The 14,443-nt window shown below is 70.0% G+C and carries 13 protein-coding genes; 9 read left to right on the forward strand and 4 right to left on the reverse strand.

Annotated features, from left to right (window positions below; all coding sequences use genetic code 11):
• Positions 1-38: 38 nt before the first annotated feature.
• The gene (locus tag ACZ6ZP_RS27370; protein ID WP_469408741.1) at positions 39-1,232 is read right to left on the reverse strand and encodes a ThiF family adenylyltransferase; all 1,194 of its coding nucleotides are present in this window, start codon (positions 1,230-1,232) and stop codon (positions 39-41) included.
• 206 nt (positions 1,233-1,438) lie between these two features.
• Between ACZ6ZP_RS27370 and ACZ6ZP_RS27375 the strand changes: the two genes are divergently transcribed.
• The 4 genes from ACZ6ZP_RS27375 to ACZ6ZP_RS27390 all read left to right on the forward strand — a co-directional run bounded on the left by ACZ6ZP_RS27375 (position 1,439) and on the right by ACZ6ZP_RS27390 (position 5,302).
• Positions 1,439-2,035 carry a M48 metallopeptidase family protein gene (locus ACZ6ZP_RS27375; RefSeq protein WP_351163596.1) on the forward strand — a complete coding sequence of 199 codons (597 nt, stop codon included), beginning with the start codon at positions 1,439-1,441 and terminating at the stop codon, positions 2,033-2,035.
• A 117-nt stretch (positions 2,036-2,152) separates the two neighbouring features.
• A complete protein-coding gene (locus ACZ6ZP_RS27380) occupies positions 2,153-3,838 on the forward strand; it encodes a TerD family protein (protein WP_469408743.1) in 1,686 nt (561 codons plus the stop codon).
• 11 nt (positions 3,839-3,849) lie between these two features.
• Positions 3,850-4,530, forward strand: a complete 681-nt coding sequence (locus ACZ6ZP_RS27385) for an AIM24 family protein (protein ID WP_469408745.1) — start codon at positions 3,850-3,852, stop codon at positions 4,528-4,530.
• 16 nt (positions 4,531-4,546) lie between these two features.
• Positions 4,547-5,302 (forward strand): AIM24 family protein, encoded by a 756-nt coding sequence (locus tag ACZ6ZP_RS27390; protein WP_351163603.1) that lies wholly within the window; start codon positions 4,547-4,549, stop codon positions 5,300-5,302.
• Positions 5,303-5,400: 98 nt separating this feature from the next.
• On the opposite strand, the gene ACZ6ZP_RS27395 is transcribed toward ACZ6ZP_RS27390, so the two are convergent.
• Together ACZ6ZP_RS27395 and ACZ6ZP_RS27400 are read right to left on the reverse strand one after the other, a co-directional pair.
• Positions 5,401-5,925 (reverse strand): NUDIX hydrolase, encoded by a 525-nt coding sequence (locus tag ACZ6ZP_RS27395; RefSeq protein WP_361464364.1) that lies wholly within the window; start codon positions 5,923-5,925, stop codon positions 5,401-5,403.
• Complete coding sequence (locus ACZ6ZP_RS27400; protein WP_469408747.1) at positions 5,922-7,379, reverse strand: zinc-dependent metalloprotease; 1,458 nt, start codon at positions 7,377-7,379, stop codon at positions 5,922-5,924. The genes ACZ6ZP_RS27395 and ACZ6ZP_RS27400 overlap by 4 nt, the downstream gene beginning before the upstream one ends.
• Positions 7,380-7,570: 191 nt before the next feature.
• Here ACZ6ZP_RS27400 and ACZ6ZP_RS27405 point away from each other — a divergent pair, with 191 nt between their 5' ends.
• The 4 genes from ACZ6ZP_RS27405 to ACZ6ZP_RS27420 all read left to right on the forward strand — a co-directional run bounded on the left by ACZ6ZP_RS27405 (position 7,571) and on the right by ACZ6ZP_RS27420 (position 10,723).
• Positions 7,571-8,683: an SDR family oxidoreductase gene (locus tag ACZ6ZP_RS27405; protein ID WP_351163610.1), complete on the forward strand. Its 1,113-nt coding sequence runs from the start codon at positions 7,571-7,573 to the stop codon at positions 8,681-8,683.
• Positions 8,684-8,781: 98 nt separating this feature from the next.
• On the forward strand, positions 8,782-9,246 hold the full coding sequence (locus ACZ6ZP_RS27410; RefSeq protein WP_351163613.1) for a molybdenum cofactor biosynthesis protein MoaE: 465 nt from the start codon (positions 8,782-8,784) through the stop codon (positions 9,244-9,246).
• A 139-nt stretch (positions 9,247-9,385) separates the two neighbouring features.
• A complete protein-coding gene (locus tag ACZ6ZP_RS27415) occupies positions 9,386-9,556 on the forward strand; it encodes a hypothetical protein (protein ID WP_351163615.1) in 171 nt (56 codons plus the stop codon).
• A 78-nt stretch (positions 9,557-9,634) separates the two neighbouring features.
• Positions 9,635-10,723 carry a YlbL family protein gene (locus ACZ6ZP_RS27420; RefSeq protein ID WP_351163617.1) on the forward strand — a complete coding sequence of 363 codons (1,089 nt, stop codon included), beginning with the start codon at positions 9,635-9,637 and terminating at the stop codon, positions 10,721-10,723.
• Positions 10,724-10,811: 88 nt separating this feature from the next.
• Here ACZ6ZP_RS27420 and ACZ6ZP_RS27425 read toward each other — a convergent pair whose 3' ends face one another.
• Positions 10,812-11,354 (reverse strand): PPA1309 family protein, encoded by a 543-nt coding sequence (locus ACZ6ZP_RS27425; protein ID WP_351163619.1) that lies wholly within the window; start codon positions 11,352-11,354, stop codon positions 10,812-10,814.
• A gap of 146 nt (positions 11,355-11,500) precedes the next feature.
• Here ACZ6ZP_RS27425 and ACZ6ZP_RS27430 point away from each other — a divergent pair, with 146 nt between their 5' ends.
• Entirely contained in the window at positions 11,501-14,422 is a 2,922-nt protein-coding gene (locus ACZ6ZP_RS27430) for a UPF0182 family membrane protein (protein ID WP_351164019.1), read from the forward strand.
• The last annotated feature ends 21 nt before the right edge of the window (positions 14,423-14,443 follow it).

A 14,443-nucleotide genomic window follows, 5' to 3' on the forward strand; every position in this document is an offset into this window, starting at 1 on the left:
CCCCTCCAAGTCCCAGACAGCCACGCCTTGTCAGGCGGTTACCCGGCCATTGTGTCGTGCTGCTTCCTGTCCCCGGCGGGGTGTTCCCCCTTATCCACCACTCCCGCCCCGCACGGGCACGTGAGATGCGGTGGCACCGGTCGTGCATGCCAGTCGAATCCGGGCACGGACGCCTCCCAGCGGACCCCCGCGCTCGCCGGTGCGGCCCCGTCCAGAAAGGCCAGGGCATGCGCCGCGGTGAGGCCGGCGACCGTGGTCGACAGTGCCAGATCACACGCGGTGACATGGCGCGCGCGTCCCGAACGCCACTGTGCCAGCATGCGCGGCCAGGTCGGATCCCGGTCCGCGCGGTCCAGCGCCAGACAGCCCGCGCAGGCTGTCGCCCCCGGCAAGACGAGCGGCCCCACCACCCCGGTTCCCTCGATCACACCCGCGTAGAGATGAGGTGTCCCCGCCGAGACGAGCGGCTCGGCGGCGAGCGGGTCGGGTGAATGGGCGTCGAGACCGTCCCGCGGCGCGATGATCACGAGGGAGAGACCCGGCTCCCCTTCTCCCGCTGTCTCCGCTGACCCTGCTGCCTCCTCTGTCCCTGATGCCCCTGCTGTTCCCGCCCCCCTCCGGCCCCGGCGGGGCGGTCGGTCCGGAGCCGACTGCCGCACGACCCGTCGCGCCGCCGCGTCCCTGCGGGCGCCGACCGCTTCGGCGGGCAGCCCGCCCGGTGCCACGTCCCAGGGCTCGACGACCCCGCCCTCCATCACGTCGACCTGCCCCACGCCCGCCCCGGACAGCACCGAGGCCACCACCGCGCCCACCCGGCCCGCGCCCCGCACCTGTACCCGCATCGCGCGACGCGCCGCCAGCTTGCGCATCCCGTCACCCGGCTCGGGCGTCACGACCGAGAGGGAGGCCAGATCCGGACGCAGCCGGTCCATGGCCTGGCTTCGCTTGCGCAGTGCGTCGGCCGCCGAACCGCCGCCCGTCGCGTCGTCGAGGAGCCCCGCTCTGGACAGCCGCCGCACGAGCTGGTCCACGTGACCGTCGGGCAGACCCATCCGCCTGCCCTCGTCGCGCAGGAGCGGCAGCCCGCGTGTCCCGTCCAGGAGCTGGAGAAAGCTGCTTGTCGCCGTGTCCACCGGCCCGAGCACCAGGGCGTGGGCGGGCGCCACGCCGAACTGGATCGTGTTCAGATCGCGCCAACCGCGCCGCAACGCCGGTTTCAAGATCGGATGCATGGTCGTCCCCCGTGGTCATCCGGCGCTGTCGATCCCCGTCCGCATCGCCGGTCGACAGCCAGAATGCCCGCCTTTCCCGACACCCGCGGAGCGTTGTCCACAGGCAGGGGGTATTCGTCGTACTAATCGATCGCACGGGGAGCGATACCCCGCCGAACCGTCCCGGAGGCGGGACTTCCCCCACGCCCAGCGGGTAACGTCGGGGCGTGCCCGCCGACCCACTGCACCGCGCCGGAAACCCACAGCGCAGCACGACCAGCCCGCCGTCACCCGGCTCGGGGGCGAGCGCGGTCGAGGTCAGACGGAGCGCCCGCCGTCGCAGAACGGTCTCCGCGTACCGAGAGGGCGATCGCACCGTCGTGCTCATCCCCGCCCGCATGTCCGAGGCCGAGGAACAGCGCTGGGTCAACGTCATGCTCGACAAGCTCGCGGCCCAGGAGAGCAAGCGGGTCCTGGGCGACGCGGAGCTCGCCGAGCGCGCCGAGCGTCTTTCCGAGCAGTACTTCGACGCCCGGGCCAGGCCCACGTCCGTTCGCTGGGTCACGAACCAGAACACCCGATGGGGCTCGTGCACCCCGTCGGAGGGCAGCATCCGTCTTTCGCACCGGTTGCAGGGCATGCCCGAGTACGTCGTCGACTACGTCCTCGTCCACGAGCTCGCGCATCTCCTGGTCCCCGGGCACGGGCCCAACTTCTGGCAGCTCCTCGAGGCGTATCCCCGGACGGAGCGGGCCCGTGGGTACCTCGAAGGTGTGGTCGCGGCCGACCGGCTGCCCCATCTGCCCGCTGCCCGCGACGAGTGAACTTCCCGTGCTCCGTGAGGTTGTGTACCGGGTCTGTACCGGCTTGGTTCGTTGTCGGACTTTCCGGTTAGCCTGACGCGACGCATTTACATTCGGGATGGGGGACGGTCGTTACGTATGGCCAGGGAATTCCAACGCGGCCACAAGGCCAAGATCAGTGACCTCACCGCGGGCACCGATCTGTACGTAGGCGTGCAGATCTCCGCCCCCGGACTGAGCTTCGACATCAGCTGCTTCGGCCTTGACGCGGACGAGCGCCTCTCGGACGACAGTTACTTCATCTTCTTCAACCAGCCGAAGTCGCCCGAGGAATCCATCCAGCTCCTCGGCGCGCAGGCCGGCGACACGGAGTCCTTCCGGGTCACGCTCGACCGCATCCCGCCGCAGATCAAGAAGCTGTCGTTCACCGCGACGATCGACGGCGCCGGACAGATGTCGCAGGTCGCCCCCGGCTACATCCGGATCGTCGCGGGCGGCGAGGAAGTGGCCCGCTACTCCTTCAACGGCGCCGAGTTCTCCACGGAACGTGCCGTGATGCTGGGCGACTTCTATCTGAAGGACGTCTGGCGGTTCGCCGCGATCGGGCAGGGCTTCGACGGCGGCCTCGACGCGCTCCTGAAGAACTTCGGCGGCGAGGTCGCCGAGGAGGAGCCCGCGCCGCAGCCACCGCAGGCCACCGGCGCCCCGTCCTTCGCGCCCCCCGGCCAGGCCGCAGCGCCGCCCGCGTTCGGCGCTCCCGCGGCACCGGCGGCCCCCGCGCAGACCCCGGCACCGGCCCCCGCGCCCGCCCCGGCCCAGAACTTCGCACCGCCGCAGGGTGCCACTCCGCCGCCCGCCCCGGCCCCCGTCGACCCGTCGGTGCACGCCGCGCAGACCATCGTGGCGCCGATGCACCAGCCGCAGGGCGGCACGGTGCCGCCCCCGCCGGCCCCCGCGCCGTACGGACAGCCCGGCCAGCCGCCGCAGCAGCCGCAGTTCGGCCAGGTCCCCGGCCAGTCGGCGCCCCCGCCGCCCGGTTACGGCCAGCAGCCCAGCGCCCCGATGCCGCCCGGCTACGGCCAGCAGCCCCCCGGCCAGTTCCCCGGTCAGCCCGCCGCCCCGTCCCCGTACGGAGCCGGCGTACCCCAGGGTGCCGCGCAGGGAGGCGGTGTCTCCGCCGCGCTCGCGGCCTACCGCGAGGCCCCCACCGGGCAGCGCTGGACGCAGCAGAACGAGAAGCTGGTCCGCGTCGACCTCGGCGTCAGCGACCAGGCCGTGCTCGCCCGGCAGGGCAGCATGGTGCTCTACCAGGGCAAGGTCGAGTTCAGCTACAAGGGCGCGGGCTTCGCGGGCCGCGTCGTGGGCAACTCGACCGGCCAGGAGATGCAGCTGATGCGCTGCTCCGGCCGGGGCCAGGTCTTCCTCGCCGAGGAGGCCACGCATCTGCACCCCATCGAGCTCCAAGGGGACGCGATCTGTGTCTCCGCGGAGAACGTCCTCGCGTTCGACGAGTCGCTCCAGCACGAGGTGCGCAGGATCGAGGGCCACGGCATCCCCGGCGGCGCGCTGTTCGTGATGCAGTTCCAGGGCACCGGCACGGTCGTCGTCAAGACGCACGGCGTGCCCGTCGTCCTGCCCGTCACGCCGACCACGTTCGCCGACTGCCACGCCGTCGTCGCCTGGTCGGCGGCGGCCCAGGCCATCGTCTCCAGCCAGGTGCGGCTGCGCAGCAACGCCTACGCGGGCGCCACGGGGGAGAGCGTGAACCTCCAGTTCCGGGGCGCGCCCGGCAACTTCATCATCGTCCAGCCGTTCGAGGTCTGAGGGAGCCCGTCATGAATCAGCAACTCTCGGGCTTCGCCCCGGCACAGGTCTCGGCCCGCATGGAGAACCACGGCAGCCACATGCTCAAGGTGGCCATGCAGAGCGGGAACGACCTCCTCGCGCGCGTGGGCTCCATGGTCGCCTACGAAGGGTTCGTGCAGTACGAGCCCAATCCGCCCGTCGTGCGTCAGATCGCGCGGGAGTGGATGACCGGCGAGGGCGCACCTCTGATGAAGTGCTCCGGAGACGGCCTGCTCTATCTCGCCGACTACGGAGCCGACGTCGTCGTCATCAACCTGGCGGGCGACTCGCTCTCGGTGAACGGTACGAACCTCCTCGCCTTCGACACGTCCCTCCAGTGGGGCGTCGAGCGGGTCAAGGGCATGGCCAAGTTCGCCGGACAGGGCCTGTGGAACGTCAAGATCTCCGGGCAGGGCTGGGTGGCCCTGACCTCCCGCGGCACTCCGATCGTCGTCGACTGCGGCCGTGGCGACGACGAGACGTACGTCGACCCCGACGCCCTGATCGCCTGGTCCCCGAACCTCAAGGTGAAGGGCAAGCGCAGCTTCAAGGCCGGTTCGCTCATCGGGCGCGGCAGCGGTGAGGCCTACCAGATGGGCTTCTCCGGAGAGGGCATCGTCGTCGTACAGCCCAGCGAGGACAGCACCGACCGTCTCCGAGCCCGGGGCTGAGGGGGAGCAGGACATCATGCAGAGCCCACTTTTCGCGCACACCGAGCAGCAGACTCAGGAGCGCTACACCGTCCAGAACCCGCAGCTGCTGCGGGTCGCCCTCGCCGGCCACGACGACATCCTGGCCCGCAAGGGCGCCATGGTCGCCTACCAGGGTCTGATCGAGTTCGACGCCGAGTACCAGAGCCAGGGCAACCAGCGGGCCCGCGCGCACACCGGCGAAGGCCTCGACCTGATGCGCTGCCACGGCCAGGGCACGCTCTATCTCGCCAACCTCGCCCAGTACATCCACGTAGTGGATGTGGACCAGGACGGTCTGACCGTGGACAGCAGCTATGTCCTCGCGCTCGACTCGTCGCTGACCCACCAGGTCATCGCCGTCGACAGCCAGTACGGCATCTCCGGGTCGGGCAAGTACCAGCTCAACATCACGGGCCGCGGCAAGGTCGCCCTGATGACCTCGGGCCAGCCGCTGATGCTTCAGGTCACGCCGGACCAGTACGTGAACGCCGACGCCGACGCGATCGTCGCCTGGTCCAACGGCCTGCGGGTGCAGATGCAGGCCCAGACGCACTCATCGGGCGTGTGGCGGCGCCGCGGCAACACCGGTGAGGGCTGGGAGCTCAGCTTCATGGGCCAGGGCTACGCCCTCGTCCAGCCGAGCGAGATGCTGCCGCCGCAGAACGCCGTCGTCGGGCAGGGCGCCAGGGCTCAGTACGGCATGGGCCAGCAGGGCGCCCGGGGGCAGAACCAGGGCAACGTCTGGAGCTAGCCCCTGCGCGGGGGGCGAAAGCAGAGTCAGGAGCGTGGGGAACCGCGGGCCGGTTGTGGCCGGTCGCGCAGCTCCCCGCGCCCCTTACGGGGCGCGGCCTACAGCCGTGCCCTCGTTGCTTCCAGCAGGCGTACGACCGACTCGTCGGCCACCCCCGCCACCTCGTCGTACGCGAACCAGCGCAGGTCCAGCGACTCGTCGCTGATCGCCTCGACGGCGTCCTGCGGGGCCAGGGCCGCGTACTGCACGTCCAGGTGCTGCGTGCACGGCCCGGGGATCGGATGCCGGTCCAGCCGCACCGGACCGCCGGGCAGCAGCGTGAGGCCGGGGATGCCGGACTCCTCCGTCGCCTCGCGCAGCGCGGCGGTGGCCAGCGTCGGGTCGCCCGGCTCGCAGTGGCCGCCCATCTGCAGCCACATCTGCAGCTTCTTGTGCAGCGTCAGCAAGGCCCGCCCGCGGGTGGGGTCGACGACCAGCGCGCTGGCCGTCACATGGCCGTCCGTGCAGGACTTCCACATGCCGTTCTCGGGGTGGGCGCAGAGATGGTCCAGGTAGTACTGGCGCAGCTCTCCCTGGTCCTCGTAGCTCTTGAGCACGAGGACCGCGTCGTCGTGAAGACTCACTTGTCGCTGTCGCCCTTGTCGTCGCCGTCGTCCTCGGTGTCCTTCTTGAGGTCCGGCTTGGCGGAGCCGCCCGCGGCCTCGCCGAGCATCTTGTCCAGCTCGGAGAAGTCCACCGGCTCGTGGTGCACGAAGCCGTCCGGGTCGTCCAGGTCCGACGCCGTCGGCAGCATGTCCGGGTGTGCCCACAGGCCGTCACGGCCGTCCACACCGCGCGCGTCCGTGAGCGAGGCCCACAGGCGCGAGGCGTCCCGCAGCCTGCGCGGGCGCAGCTCCAGGCCGATGAGGGTGGCGAAGGTCTGCTCGGCGGGGCCGCCCGTCGCACGGCGGCGGCGCAGCGTCTCGCGGAGGGCGTCGGCGGACGACAGGCGGGGCTTGGCCGCCGCGTGCACGACCGCGTCCACCCAGCCCTCGACGAGCGCGAGAGCCGTCTCCAGGCGGGCCAGGGCGGCCTTCTGCGCGGGAGTGTCCTCCGGCTGGAACATGCCCTGCTGGAGTGCCTCCTGGAGCTGCTCGGGGTTCTGCGGGTCGAGCTGGCCGACCACGTCCTCCAGCTTGGCCGTGTCGACCTTGATGCCGCGGGCGTATCCCTCGACCGCGCCGAACAGGTGCGAGCGCAGCCACGGCACGTGGGCGAAGAGCCGCTGGTGGGCGGCCTCGCGCAGCGCCAGGTAGAGCCGGACCTCCTCCTGGGCGATGCCCAGGTCCTTGCCGAAGGCCTCGACGTTCACCGGGAGCAGGGCGGCCTTGCCGGCCGGGCCGAGGGGCAGGCCGATGTCGGTGGAGCCGACGACCTCGCCCGCGAGCACGCCCACGGCCTGGCCGATCTGCTGGCCGAACATGGCGCCGCCCATGGAGCGCATCATCCCGATGAGCGGGCCGGCCATGGCCTGCATCTCCTCGGGCAGCACGTCGCCCATGGCGAGGCCGACGCGCTCGGCGACCGGGTCGACCAGCTCCTTCCACACCGGGAGGGTCGCCTCGACCCATTCGGCGCGGCTCCAGGCCACGGCGAGGGTCGAGCCGGACGGCAGCGACGTCGCGTCGTCGAGCCACAGGTCGGCGAGGCGGATGGCCTCCTCGACCGCGCCGCGCTCGGTGGGACCGACGCTGGCGTCCTTGGTGCCGTCAGGCGTCCCCTGGGAGACGGTCTGGCGCGCGATGTCCTTGGCCATGTCCCAGTTCACCGGGCCGCCCTCGTACGAGAGCATCTGGCCGAGCTGCTGGAAGGCGGCGCCCAGGTCGTTCGGATTCATCGAACCGAACATCGCGGCGAACGGATTGTCACCGCCGGGACCGCCCGCGCCGGGCAGGCCGCCGAAGCCGAATGGGTTCCCAGGGCCACCGGCTCCCTGTCCCCCGCTCTGTCCCTGTCCGGGGGATTCCTTCTTCTTGCCCTCGTCGCCGTCTTCCGGCTCCTCCGGCGGAAGGCCGAATCCGAATGGGGTGTCACTCACGGGATTCCTCGGCTCGTCAGGCCGCCGGTACGGTTCCGGCGGCGGCTGCCCTACAACACCACCCAGCGTAGACACCGTGACCGGATCGGGCCTCAGTGCTTCGCCGACTCATGGCCTGCGGCAGGATGGATGCCACCTGGTACGTACGCGTCATTCGCGTATCTACTGAAGACAACCGCTGGAGACGCCCGGTGAGTTCCCCAGATCCACAGGTTCGCGCAGCGCGAAACCTTTCTACTCCGGCCCCCGTCCGCGGGCCCGTGGTCGCCGTCACAGGCGCCGCGTCCGGCGTGGGCGCGCTGCTGACCGAGCGCCTTGCCGCGTCCGAGGAGATCAAGCAGGTCGTTGCCATCGACGAGCGGCGGGGCGAGTGCGCCCAGGCCCAGTGGCACATCCTGGACGTCAGGGACCCGGCCATCGCCGAGAAGCTGCGGGGCGCGGACGTCGTGGTCCACCTCGCGCTCGATCTCGACCTGGAGACCGACGCCGCGGCCCGTACGGCGTACAACGTGCGCGGCACGCAGACCGTGCTGACGGCCGCAGCGGCGGCCGGTGTCCACCGCGTCGTGCTCTGCACGTCGGCGATGGTCTACGGAGCGCTGGCCGACAACGAACTGCCCCTCTCCGAAGACTCCGAACTGCGCGCCACCGCGGAGGCCACCGGCGTCGGTGACCTCCTGGAGGTCGAGCGTCTTGCCCGGCGCGCGCCCCGCGCGCACCCGGGCCTGAACGTCACCGTGGTGCGGCCCGCGATCCTGGTGGGCGGCACCGACACCGCGCTCACGCGCTACTTCGAGTCGCCCCGGCTGCTCGTGGTGGCGGGCTCACGCCCGGCCTGGCAGTTCTGCCACGTCGAGGACCTGTGCAGCGCCCTCGAGTACGCCGTCCTGGAGAAGGTCGACGGCGAGCTCGCCGTCGGCTGCGACGGATGGCTTGAGCAGGAAGAGGTCGAGGAGCTCAGCGAGATCCGGCGCATGGAGTTGCCCTCCACGGTGGCCCTCGGCGCGGCGGCCCGACTGCACCGGATCGGTCTCACTCCGTCTCCGGCCGGTGACCTCGCGTACACGATGTACCCGTGGGTGGTCAGCGTCAGCCGGCTGCACGACGCGGGCTGGCGGCCGCAGTGGACCAACGAGGAGGTCCTCGCGGAGCTCCTCGAGGAGGTCGCCGGGCGCAGGACCGTGGCGGGCCGCAGGCTCGGGCGCAAGGACGCGACGGCCGCGGGTGCCGCCGGTGCGACGGTCGCGCTGCTGGGCGCGGCCGCGGTGGTGCGGCGCGCGCGGAAGGCGCGGCGCCGGATCTGAGACCCGACGGCCCCTGTAGGGATCTCCAACCCGGCACGCGCGCGTGCCGGGCGAAAGCGCTATTCCGTGATGTCCGTGCCGTGCGGCACCATGGCCGCATGGCACGCACCACGAACGACCACCCCGGCGAGCAGGCCGCGCAGGACCCCATCCGGCTCCTCGCGATCCGTGACGCACCGCTCTCCCTGGACGAGGTCTTCCGGGCCGTCGGGGACGACGCCGCGGGCGGCACGGCGCTCTTCGTGGGGACCGTGCGCAATCACGACGGCGGTGTGGACGTCGACGAGCTCGGCTATTCGACGCACCCGACGGCCGAGGCCGAGATGCGCCGAGTGGCCGAGAAGGTCGTCGCCGCGTATCCGGTGCGTGCCCTGGCCGCCGTCCACCGCGTCGGCGACCTGGCGGTGGGCGACCTCGCGGTCGTCGTGGCCGTCTCCTGCCCGCACCGCGCCGAGGCCTTCGACGCCTGCCGCCAGCTGATCGACGACCTCAAGCACGAGGTGCCGATCTGGAAGCACCAGCGGTTCGCCGACGGCAAGGAGGAGTGGGTCGGCGCCTGCTGACCTCCTGCCGCCTCTTGGGGCCAGTTGGCCCCAAGAGCCTCCGGTTGCGTAACCCGACCCCTGGCGTGAGCGTTGACGCAGCGGATGGTTAATCTGCTGATCAGTCAGTTGTTGTCGCTCATGGGGTCGGGAGGTCGACATGGCATCACTTGCCTGGTTGCTGATTCCTTTTGCGGCAGCTGTCGGTGCGGGGCTGTGGGCCGCCTTGGCGGCGCGCAACCGCAAGTCCGGCAAGAGCGGGGACCACACCGAGCTCAACGGCTACGCGGCCTTCCGCGAGGCCATGGAGAAGTCCCACTCCGGCACGTGAGGCACCCCGCGCTCCGTGAGCCCCCGTACGGACTGGCCCCAGCGGTGCACTGACAGGCAGGTCCCGTACTGTCGTTCCATGCCACGCCGCACCGCGACGATGCTCGCCTCCACCCTCATGCTGATCGCGCTGCTCTGCGCCGGAGTGCTCATCAAAGTCCCGTACTCGGAGATGTCCCCGGGGCCCACGGTGAACACCCTCGGCGACCACGGCGGCGAGCCGGTGCTGCAGATCTCCGGGCGCAAGACGTACCCGACGACCGGTCACCTGAACATGACGACGGTCCGGGTCACCAGCGCCGACTACAACATGAACATCGCGGAGGCCGTGTACGGCTGGCTGGCCCACGACAACATCGTGGTGCCGCACGACACCCTCTACCCGGACGGCAAGACCGAGCAGCAGTCGACCCAGGAGAACGCCGAGGAGTTCAGCCAGTCCCAGGAGAGCGCCAAGGTCGCGGCGTTGCGGGAACTGGACATCCCGGTGAAGTCCCAGGTCGTCGTCTCCACCGTCTTCAAGGACAGCCCCGCGGAGGGCACGCTCCACGCGGGAGACGTCATCAAGAAGGTCGACGGCACGCCCGTGAAGGAGATGACGGACGTCGCCGAGCTGGTCACCAAGCACAAGCCGGGCCAGGACGTCGTCTTCAGCGTCGTCCCCGTCAAGGAGGCGGCCGCCGCCGAGAAGGCGGGCAAGGAGCCGACCCGGACGGACGACGTCAAGATCACCACGGAGAAGGCCGAGGACGGCCGCGCGATCGTCGGCATCCGGGCGGGCACCGACCACACGTTCCCGTTCACCATCGACATCAAGCTCGCCGACGTCGGCGGCCCCAGCGCCGGACTGATGTTCGCGCTCGGCATCGTCGACAAGCTGACCCCGAACGACCTCACCGGCGGCAACTTCGTGGCAGGCACCGGCACGATCGACGACAAGGGCAAGGTCGGCCCGATCGGCGGCATCGGCATGAAGACGGTCGGCGCGCGCGCCAAGGGCGCCGAGTACTTCCTGACGCCGAAGGACAACTGCGCCACGGCCGCCAAGGACGTCCCGGACGGCCTCACGCTGGTCGAGGTGAACACCATCGACGACGCGGTCGACTCCCTCAACGACATCCGCAAGGGCGACACCGCCGACCTGCCGCGGTGCACGGTGAAGAAGTAGCGGCACAGGGCGCCTGAAGACGGACGTACGCGGGCGGGGACGCACCCCACCCGCGTACGAGAACAGCTGTTACTACAGCAGCGTGGTGTCAGTCGGCGAACGTGGCCGCCAGCGCCTCCGCGAGCCCCGGAACCAGGTCGGACCCCGTGAGGACCTCGGTGGGCGAGTCCTTCTCGCGCAGCCGCAGGGCCGACTCACGCGCACCGTCACGGAGCACCGCGACCGTCATGCGCACCTCCTGGCGGTCGGGGTGCTCGGCCACCCACTTCGCGAGCTGAGCCTCGCCGAGGCCCTCCGGGACGGAGGTCTCCGCGGACGGCGGCAGCATCAGGCGCTCCACCGTGAGGGCGCAGCCCACCACGGCGTCCGGCCAGGCGATGGTGCCGAGGAACTCGTCCAGCGGCTTGCCCGCGGGGATCTCCTCCTGCTCGATGGGTGTGAGGGCGGTCTCCTCGGGGGAGTTGTCGAGGCCGAGCTGAGTGGCGAGGCCGGGTTCTTGGGTGCGAAGCCGCGCCGTGTCGACGAGCGCGAAGAGGCGTGCGGGCTGGTCCCAGCCGAGGCCGGACGCGTACTCATCGATCTCGAGCACGGCACGGGTGAGGGGGCTCGCTGCCATGGGAGTGTTGGACATGGTCACAATCCTGCCTCGTTAGTCCCGAGAAACGGGAACCGAGTAAAGCGTAGGTAAGTTGCATAGGTGTGGGTCCACGATCACAGGACCCTGACGGATCAACAGAATCAACATCGAACTTCGAGGTGCGCACCTTGGCTTTCCAGATGCCGGACCGCGGCGGAGGCCCGACGGGGCCACGGATCAGAGTGGGCCGACCGTCCCGTCGCGTCCGGACCCTGCTCATGACACTGGGCATCCTGGCTGTTCTCGCCATGGTGTTCGTCATGTTCGCGGGGTTCTGGACGGACTGGCTCTGGTACCGCTCGGTCAACTATTCGTCGGTCTTCACGACGACCCTGTGGACCAAGATCGGCTTGTTCTTCGTCTTCGGCCTCCTGATGGCGGCCGCGGTCGGACTGAACATCTGGCTGGCGCACCGGCTGCGCCCGCCGCTGAGCGCCATGTCGATGGAGCAGCAGAGCCTCGACCGGTACCGCATGAGCATCGCGCCGTACAAGAAGTGGCTGCTGCTCGGCATCGCCACGCTCGTCGGCCTGATCGCGGGCGCGTCGGCCGCGGGCCAGTGGCGCACATGGCTGCTGTGGGTGAACGGCGTCTCCTTCGGACAGAAGGACCCGCAGTTCCACCTGGACGTGTCGTTCTTCGCGTTCGACCTTCCCTGGTACCGATTCCTGCTCGGCTTCGGCTTCGCGGCCACCGTGCTCTCCCTGATCGCGGCGGCCCTCACGCACTACCTGTACGGCGGCCTGCGGATCACCAGCCCCGGCGCGCGCGCCACGGCGGCGTCCACGGGGCACCTGTCGGTGCTGCTCGGCGTCTTCGTGACGCTCAAGGCCGTGGCGTACTGGCTCGACCGGTACGGCCTCGCGGTGAAGTCCAGTGACTTCAAGGCGACGGGCGACTGGACGGGCCTTCGCTACGTGGACGCGAACGCGTACCTGCCGGCGAAGACCATCCTGTTCTGCATCGCCGTCATCTGCGCGCTGCTCTTCTTCGGGACGCTGTGGCGCCGCACCTGGCAGCTGCCGGTCATCGGCTTCGGCCTGATGGTTCTCTCCGCCATCCTCATCGGCGGTCTGTACCCGGCCATCGTGCAGAAGTTCCAGGTCCAGCCGAACGAGCAGGCCAAGGAAGCGCCGTACATCGAGAAGAACATCGAGGCCACGCGCAACGCGTACGGCATCAGCGGTGTGAAGCCCGAGGACTACAAGGGCGCGGGCAAGGCCGACGAGGACCCCAAGAAGAAGCGCGACGACGCGGACTCGGCCGCCAACTACCGGCTGAACGACCCGAACATCGTCTCGCCGACGTTCCAGCAGCTGGAGCAGGAGCGCGAGTACTACCGCTTCCCGACGACCCTGGACGTGGACCGCTACAACGGCCAGGACACCATCGTCGGTCTGCGTGAGCTCAGCCTCGACAAGCTGGACAAGCGCAACTGGATCAACGACCACTTCGCCTACACCCACGGCTACGGCATGGTCACGGCCAAGGGCACGGAGACGAAGAAGGGCTCCAAGGGCGCCCCGGACTTCACGGAGTCCGGCCTGCCCACCACGGGCAACCTCGGCCCGTACGAGCAGCGGATCTACTACGGCGAGAAGACCACCCAGTACTCGATCGTGGGCGGGCCCCAGAAGGAGCTCGACTACGAGGAGGACGGCGGGGGTCAGAAGACCTACAGCTACAAGGGCGACAGCGGGGTCAACCTCTCCAACCCGATCAACCGCGCCGCGTACGCCGTGTCCTTCGGCGAGCCGCAGATGCTGTACTCGGGCGCGATCGGCGAGGGCTCGCGGATTCTCTACAACCGCACGCCCAAGGAGCGCGTCGAGTCGGTGGCCCCCTGGCTGACCATCGACGGCGACACGTATCCGACGGTGGTCGACGGCCGCATCCAGTGGGTCGTCGACGCCTACACGACGAGCAACGGCTATCCGTACGCCTCGCGGACCACGCTCGGCGACACGACGGCCGACTCGCTCTCCGAGTCGGACGACGCCCGCGCGGTGGTGGCCCAGCAGAACCGGGTCAACTACATCCGCAACTCGGTGAAGGCGACCGTCGACGCGTACACGGGTGAGGTCAAGCTCTACACCTGGGACGACAAGGACCCGGTCCTCAAGACCTGGAAGAAGGCGTTCCCGGACACCGTCAAGGACAAGGGCGACATCCCCAAGGCCCTGATGGACCACCTGCGCTACCCGCAGGACATGTTCAAGGTGCAGCGCGAGCTCCTGACGCTCTACCACGTCACGGACCCCGGCCAGTTCTACAACGCGAGTGACGCGTGGCAGGTGCCGAACGACCCGACGAAGAAGGACAACAGCGCGGTCCCGCCGTACTACTTGTCCATGAAGACGCCGGGCCAGACGCAGCAGCAGTTCTCGCTGACGACGACGTTCACCCCCAGTGGGCGGCCCAACCTGCGGGCCTTCATGACGGTCGACGCCGACGCCAGAAGCAAGAACTTCGGCACGATGAAGTTGCTGAGAGTCACGGGCGACGTGGACGGCCCGGAACAGGTCCAGAACAAGCTGAACTCGATGACGGAGGTCGGCAACTTCGTCCGGGACATGAAGGGCGCCGACTCCGACGTCCTCTACGGAAACCTGCTGACCGTGCCACTGGACGACGGGTTCCTCTACGTAGAGCCCGTGTACGTGCAGGGACGTAAATCGGCGTATCCGCTCCTGAAGAAGGTCGCGGTGTCGTACGGCACCGAGACCGCCTTCGCGGACTCCCTGAGCGACGGCCTCAACCAGGTCTTCGGCGCCGAGGGCACCACCAAGCCACCGGCCGACGACGGCGACACGGACGAGCCGACCGATCCGCCCAAGACCGACGACCCGACGGTGCAGGCTGCCCTCGACGACGCCCAGACGGCGTTCGAGGACGGGCAGACGGCCCTGAAGGACGGCGACTGGAAGGCGTACGGCGAAGCCCAGGAGAAGCTCGAGGAAGCCCTCCAGCGAGCCGAGGACGCGCAGGCCGCGGCGGACAAGAAGGGCGACAAGAGCGGAGACAAGAACAGCGACAAGAACGGGGACGAGAACGGCGGCTGACCAGCTGCGAAACACCCCTCC

The organism is Streptomyces sp. NPDC054047 (assembly GCF_055585065.1).

What these genes read in the sequence shown, in the direction of transcription:
- ACZ6ZP_RS27370 (WP_469408741.1), bottom strand. Translation starts at nt 1,232, where the DNA reads ATGCATCCGATCTTGAAACCGGCGTTGCGGCGCGGTTGGCGCGATCTG.
- ACZ6ZP_RS27380 (WP_469408743.1), top strand. Translation starts at nt 2,153, where the DNA reads ATGGCCAGGGAATTCCAACGCGGCCACAAGGCCAAGATCAGTGACCTC.
- ACZ6ZP_RS27385 (WP_469408745.1), top strand. Translation starts at nt 3,850, where the DNA reads ATGAATCAGCAACTCTCGGGCTTCGCCCCGGCACAGGTCTCGGCCCGC.
- ACZ6ZP_RS27390 (WP_351163603.1), top strand. Translation starts at nt 4,547, where the DNA reads ATGCAGAGCCCACTTTTCGCGCACACCGAGCAGCAGACTCAGGAGCGC.
- ACZ6ZP_RS27410 (WP_351163613.1), top strand. Translation starts at nt 8,782, where the DNA reads ATGGCACGCACCACGAACGACCACCCCGGCGAGCAGGCCGCGCAGGAC.
- ACZ6ZP_RS27415 (WP_351163615.1), top strand. Translation starts at nt 9,386, where the DNA reads ATGGCATCACTTGCCTGGTTGCTGATTCCTTTTGCGGCAGCTGTCGGT.
- ACZ6ZP_RS27420 (WP_351163617.1), top strand. Translation starts at nt 9,635, where the DNA reads ATGCCACGCCGCACCGCGACGATGCTCGCCTCCACCCTCATGCTGATC.
- ACZ6ZP_RS27425 (WP_351163619.1), bottom strand. Translation starts at nt 11,354, where the DNA reads ATGTCCAACACTCCCATGGCAGCGAGCCCCCTCACCCGTGCCGTGCTC.
- ACZ6ZP_RS27430 (WP_351164019.1), top strand. Translation starts at nt 11,501, where the DNA reads ATGCCGGACCGCGGCGGAGGCCCGACGGGGCCACGGATCAGAGTGGGC.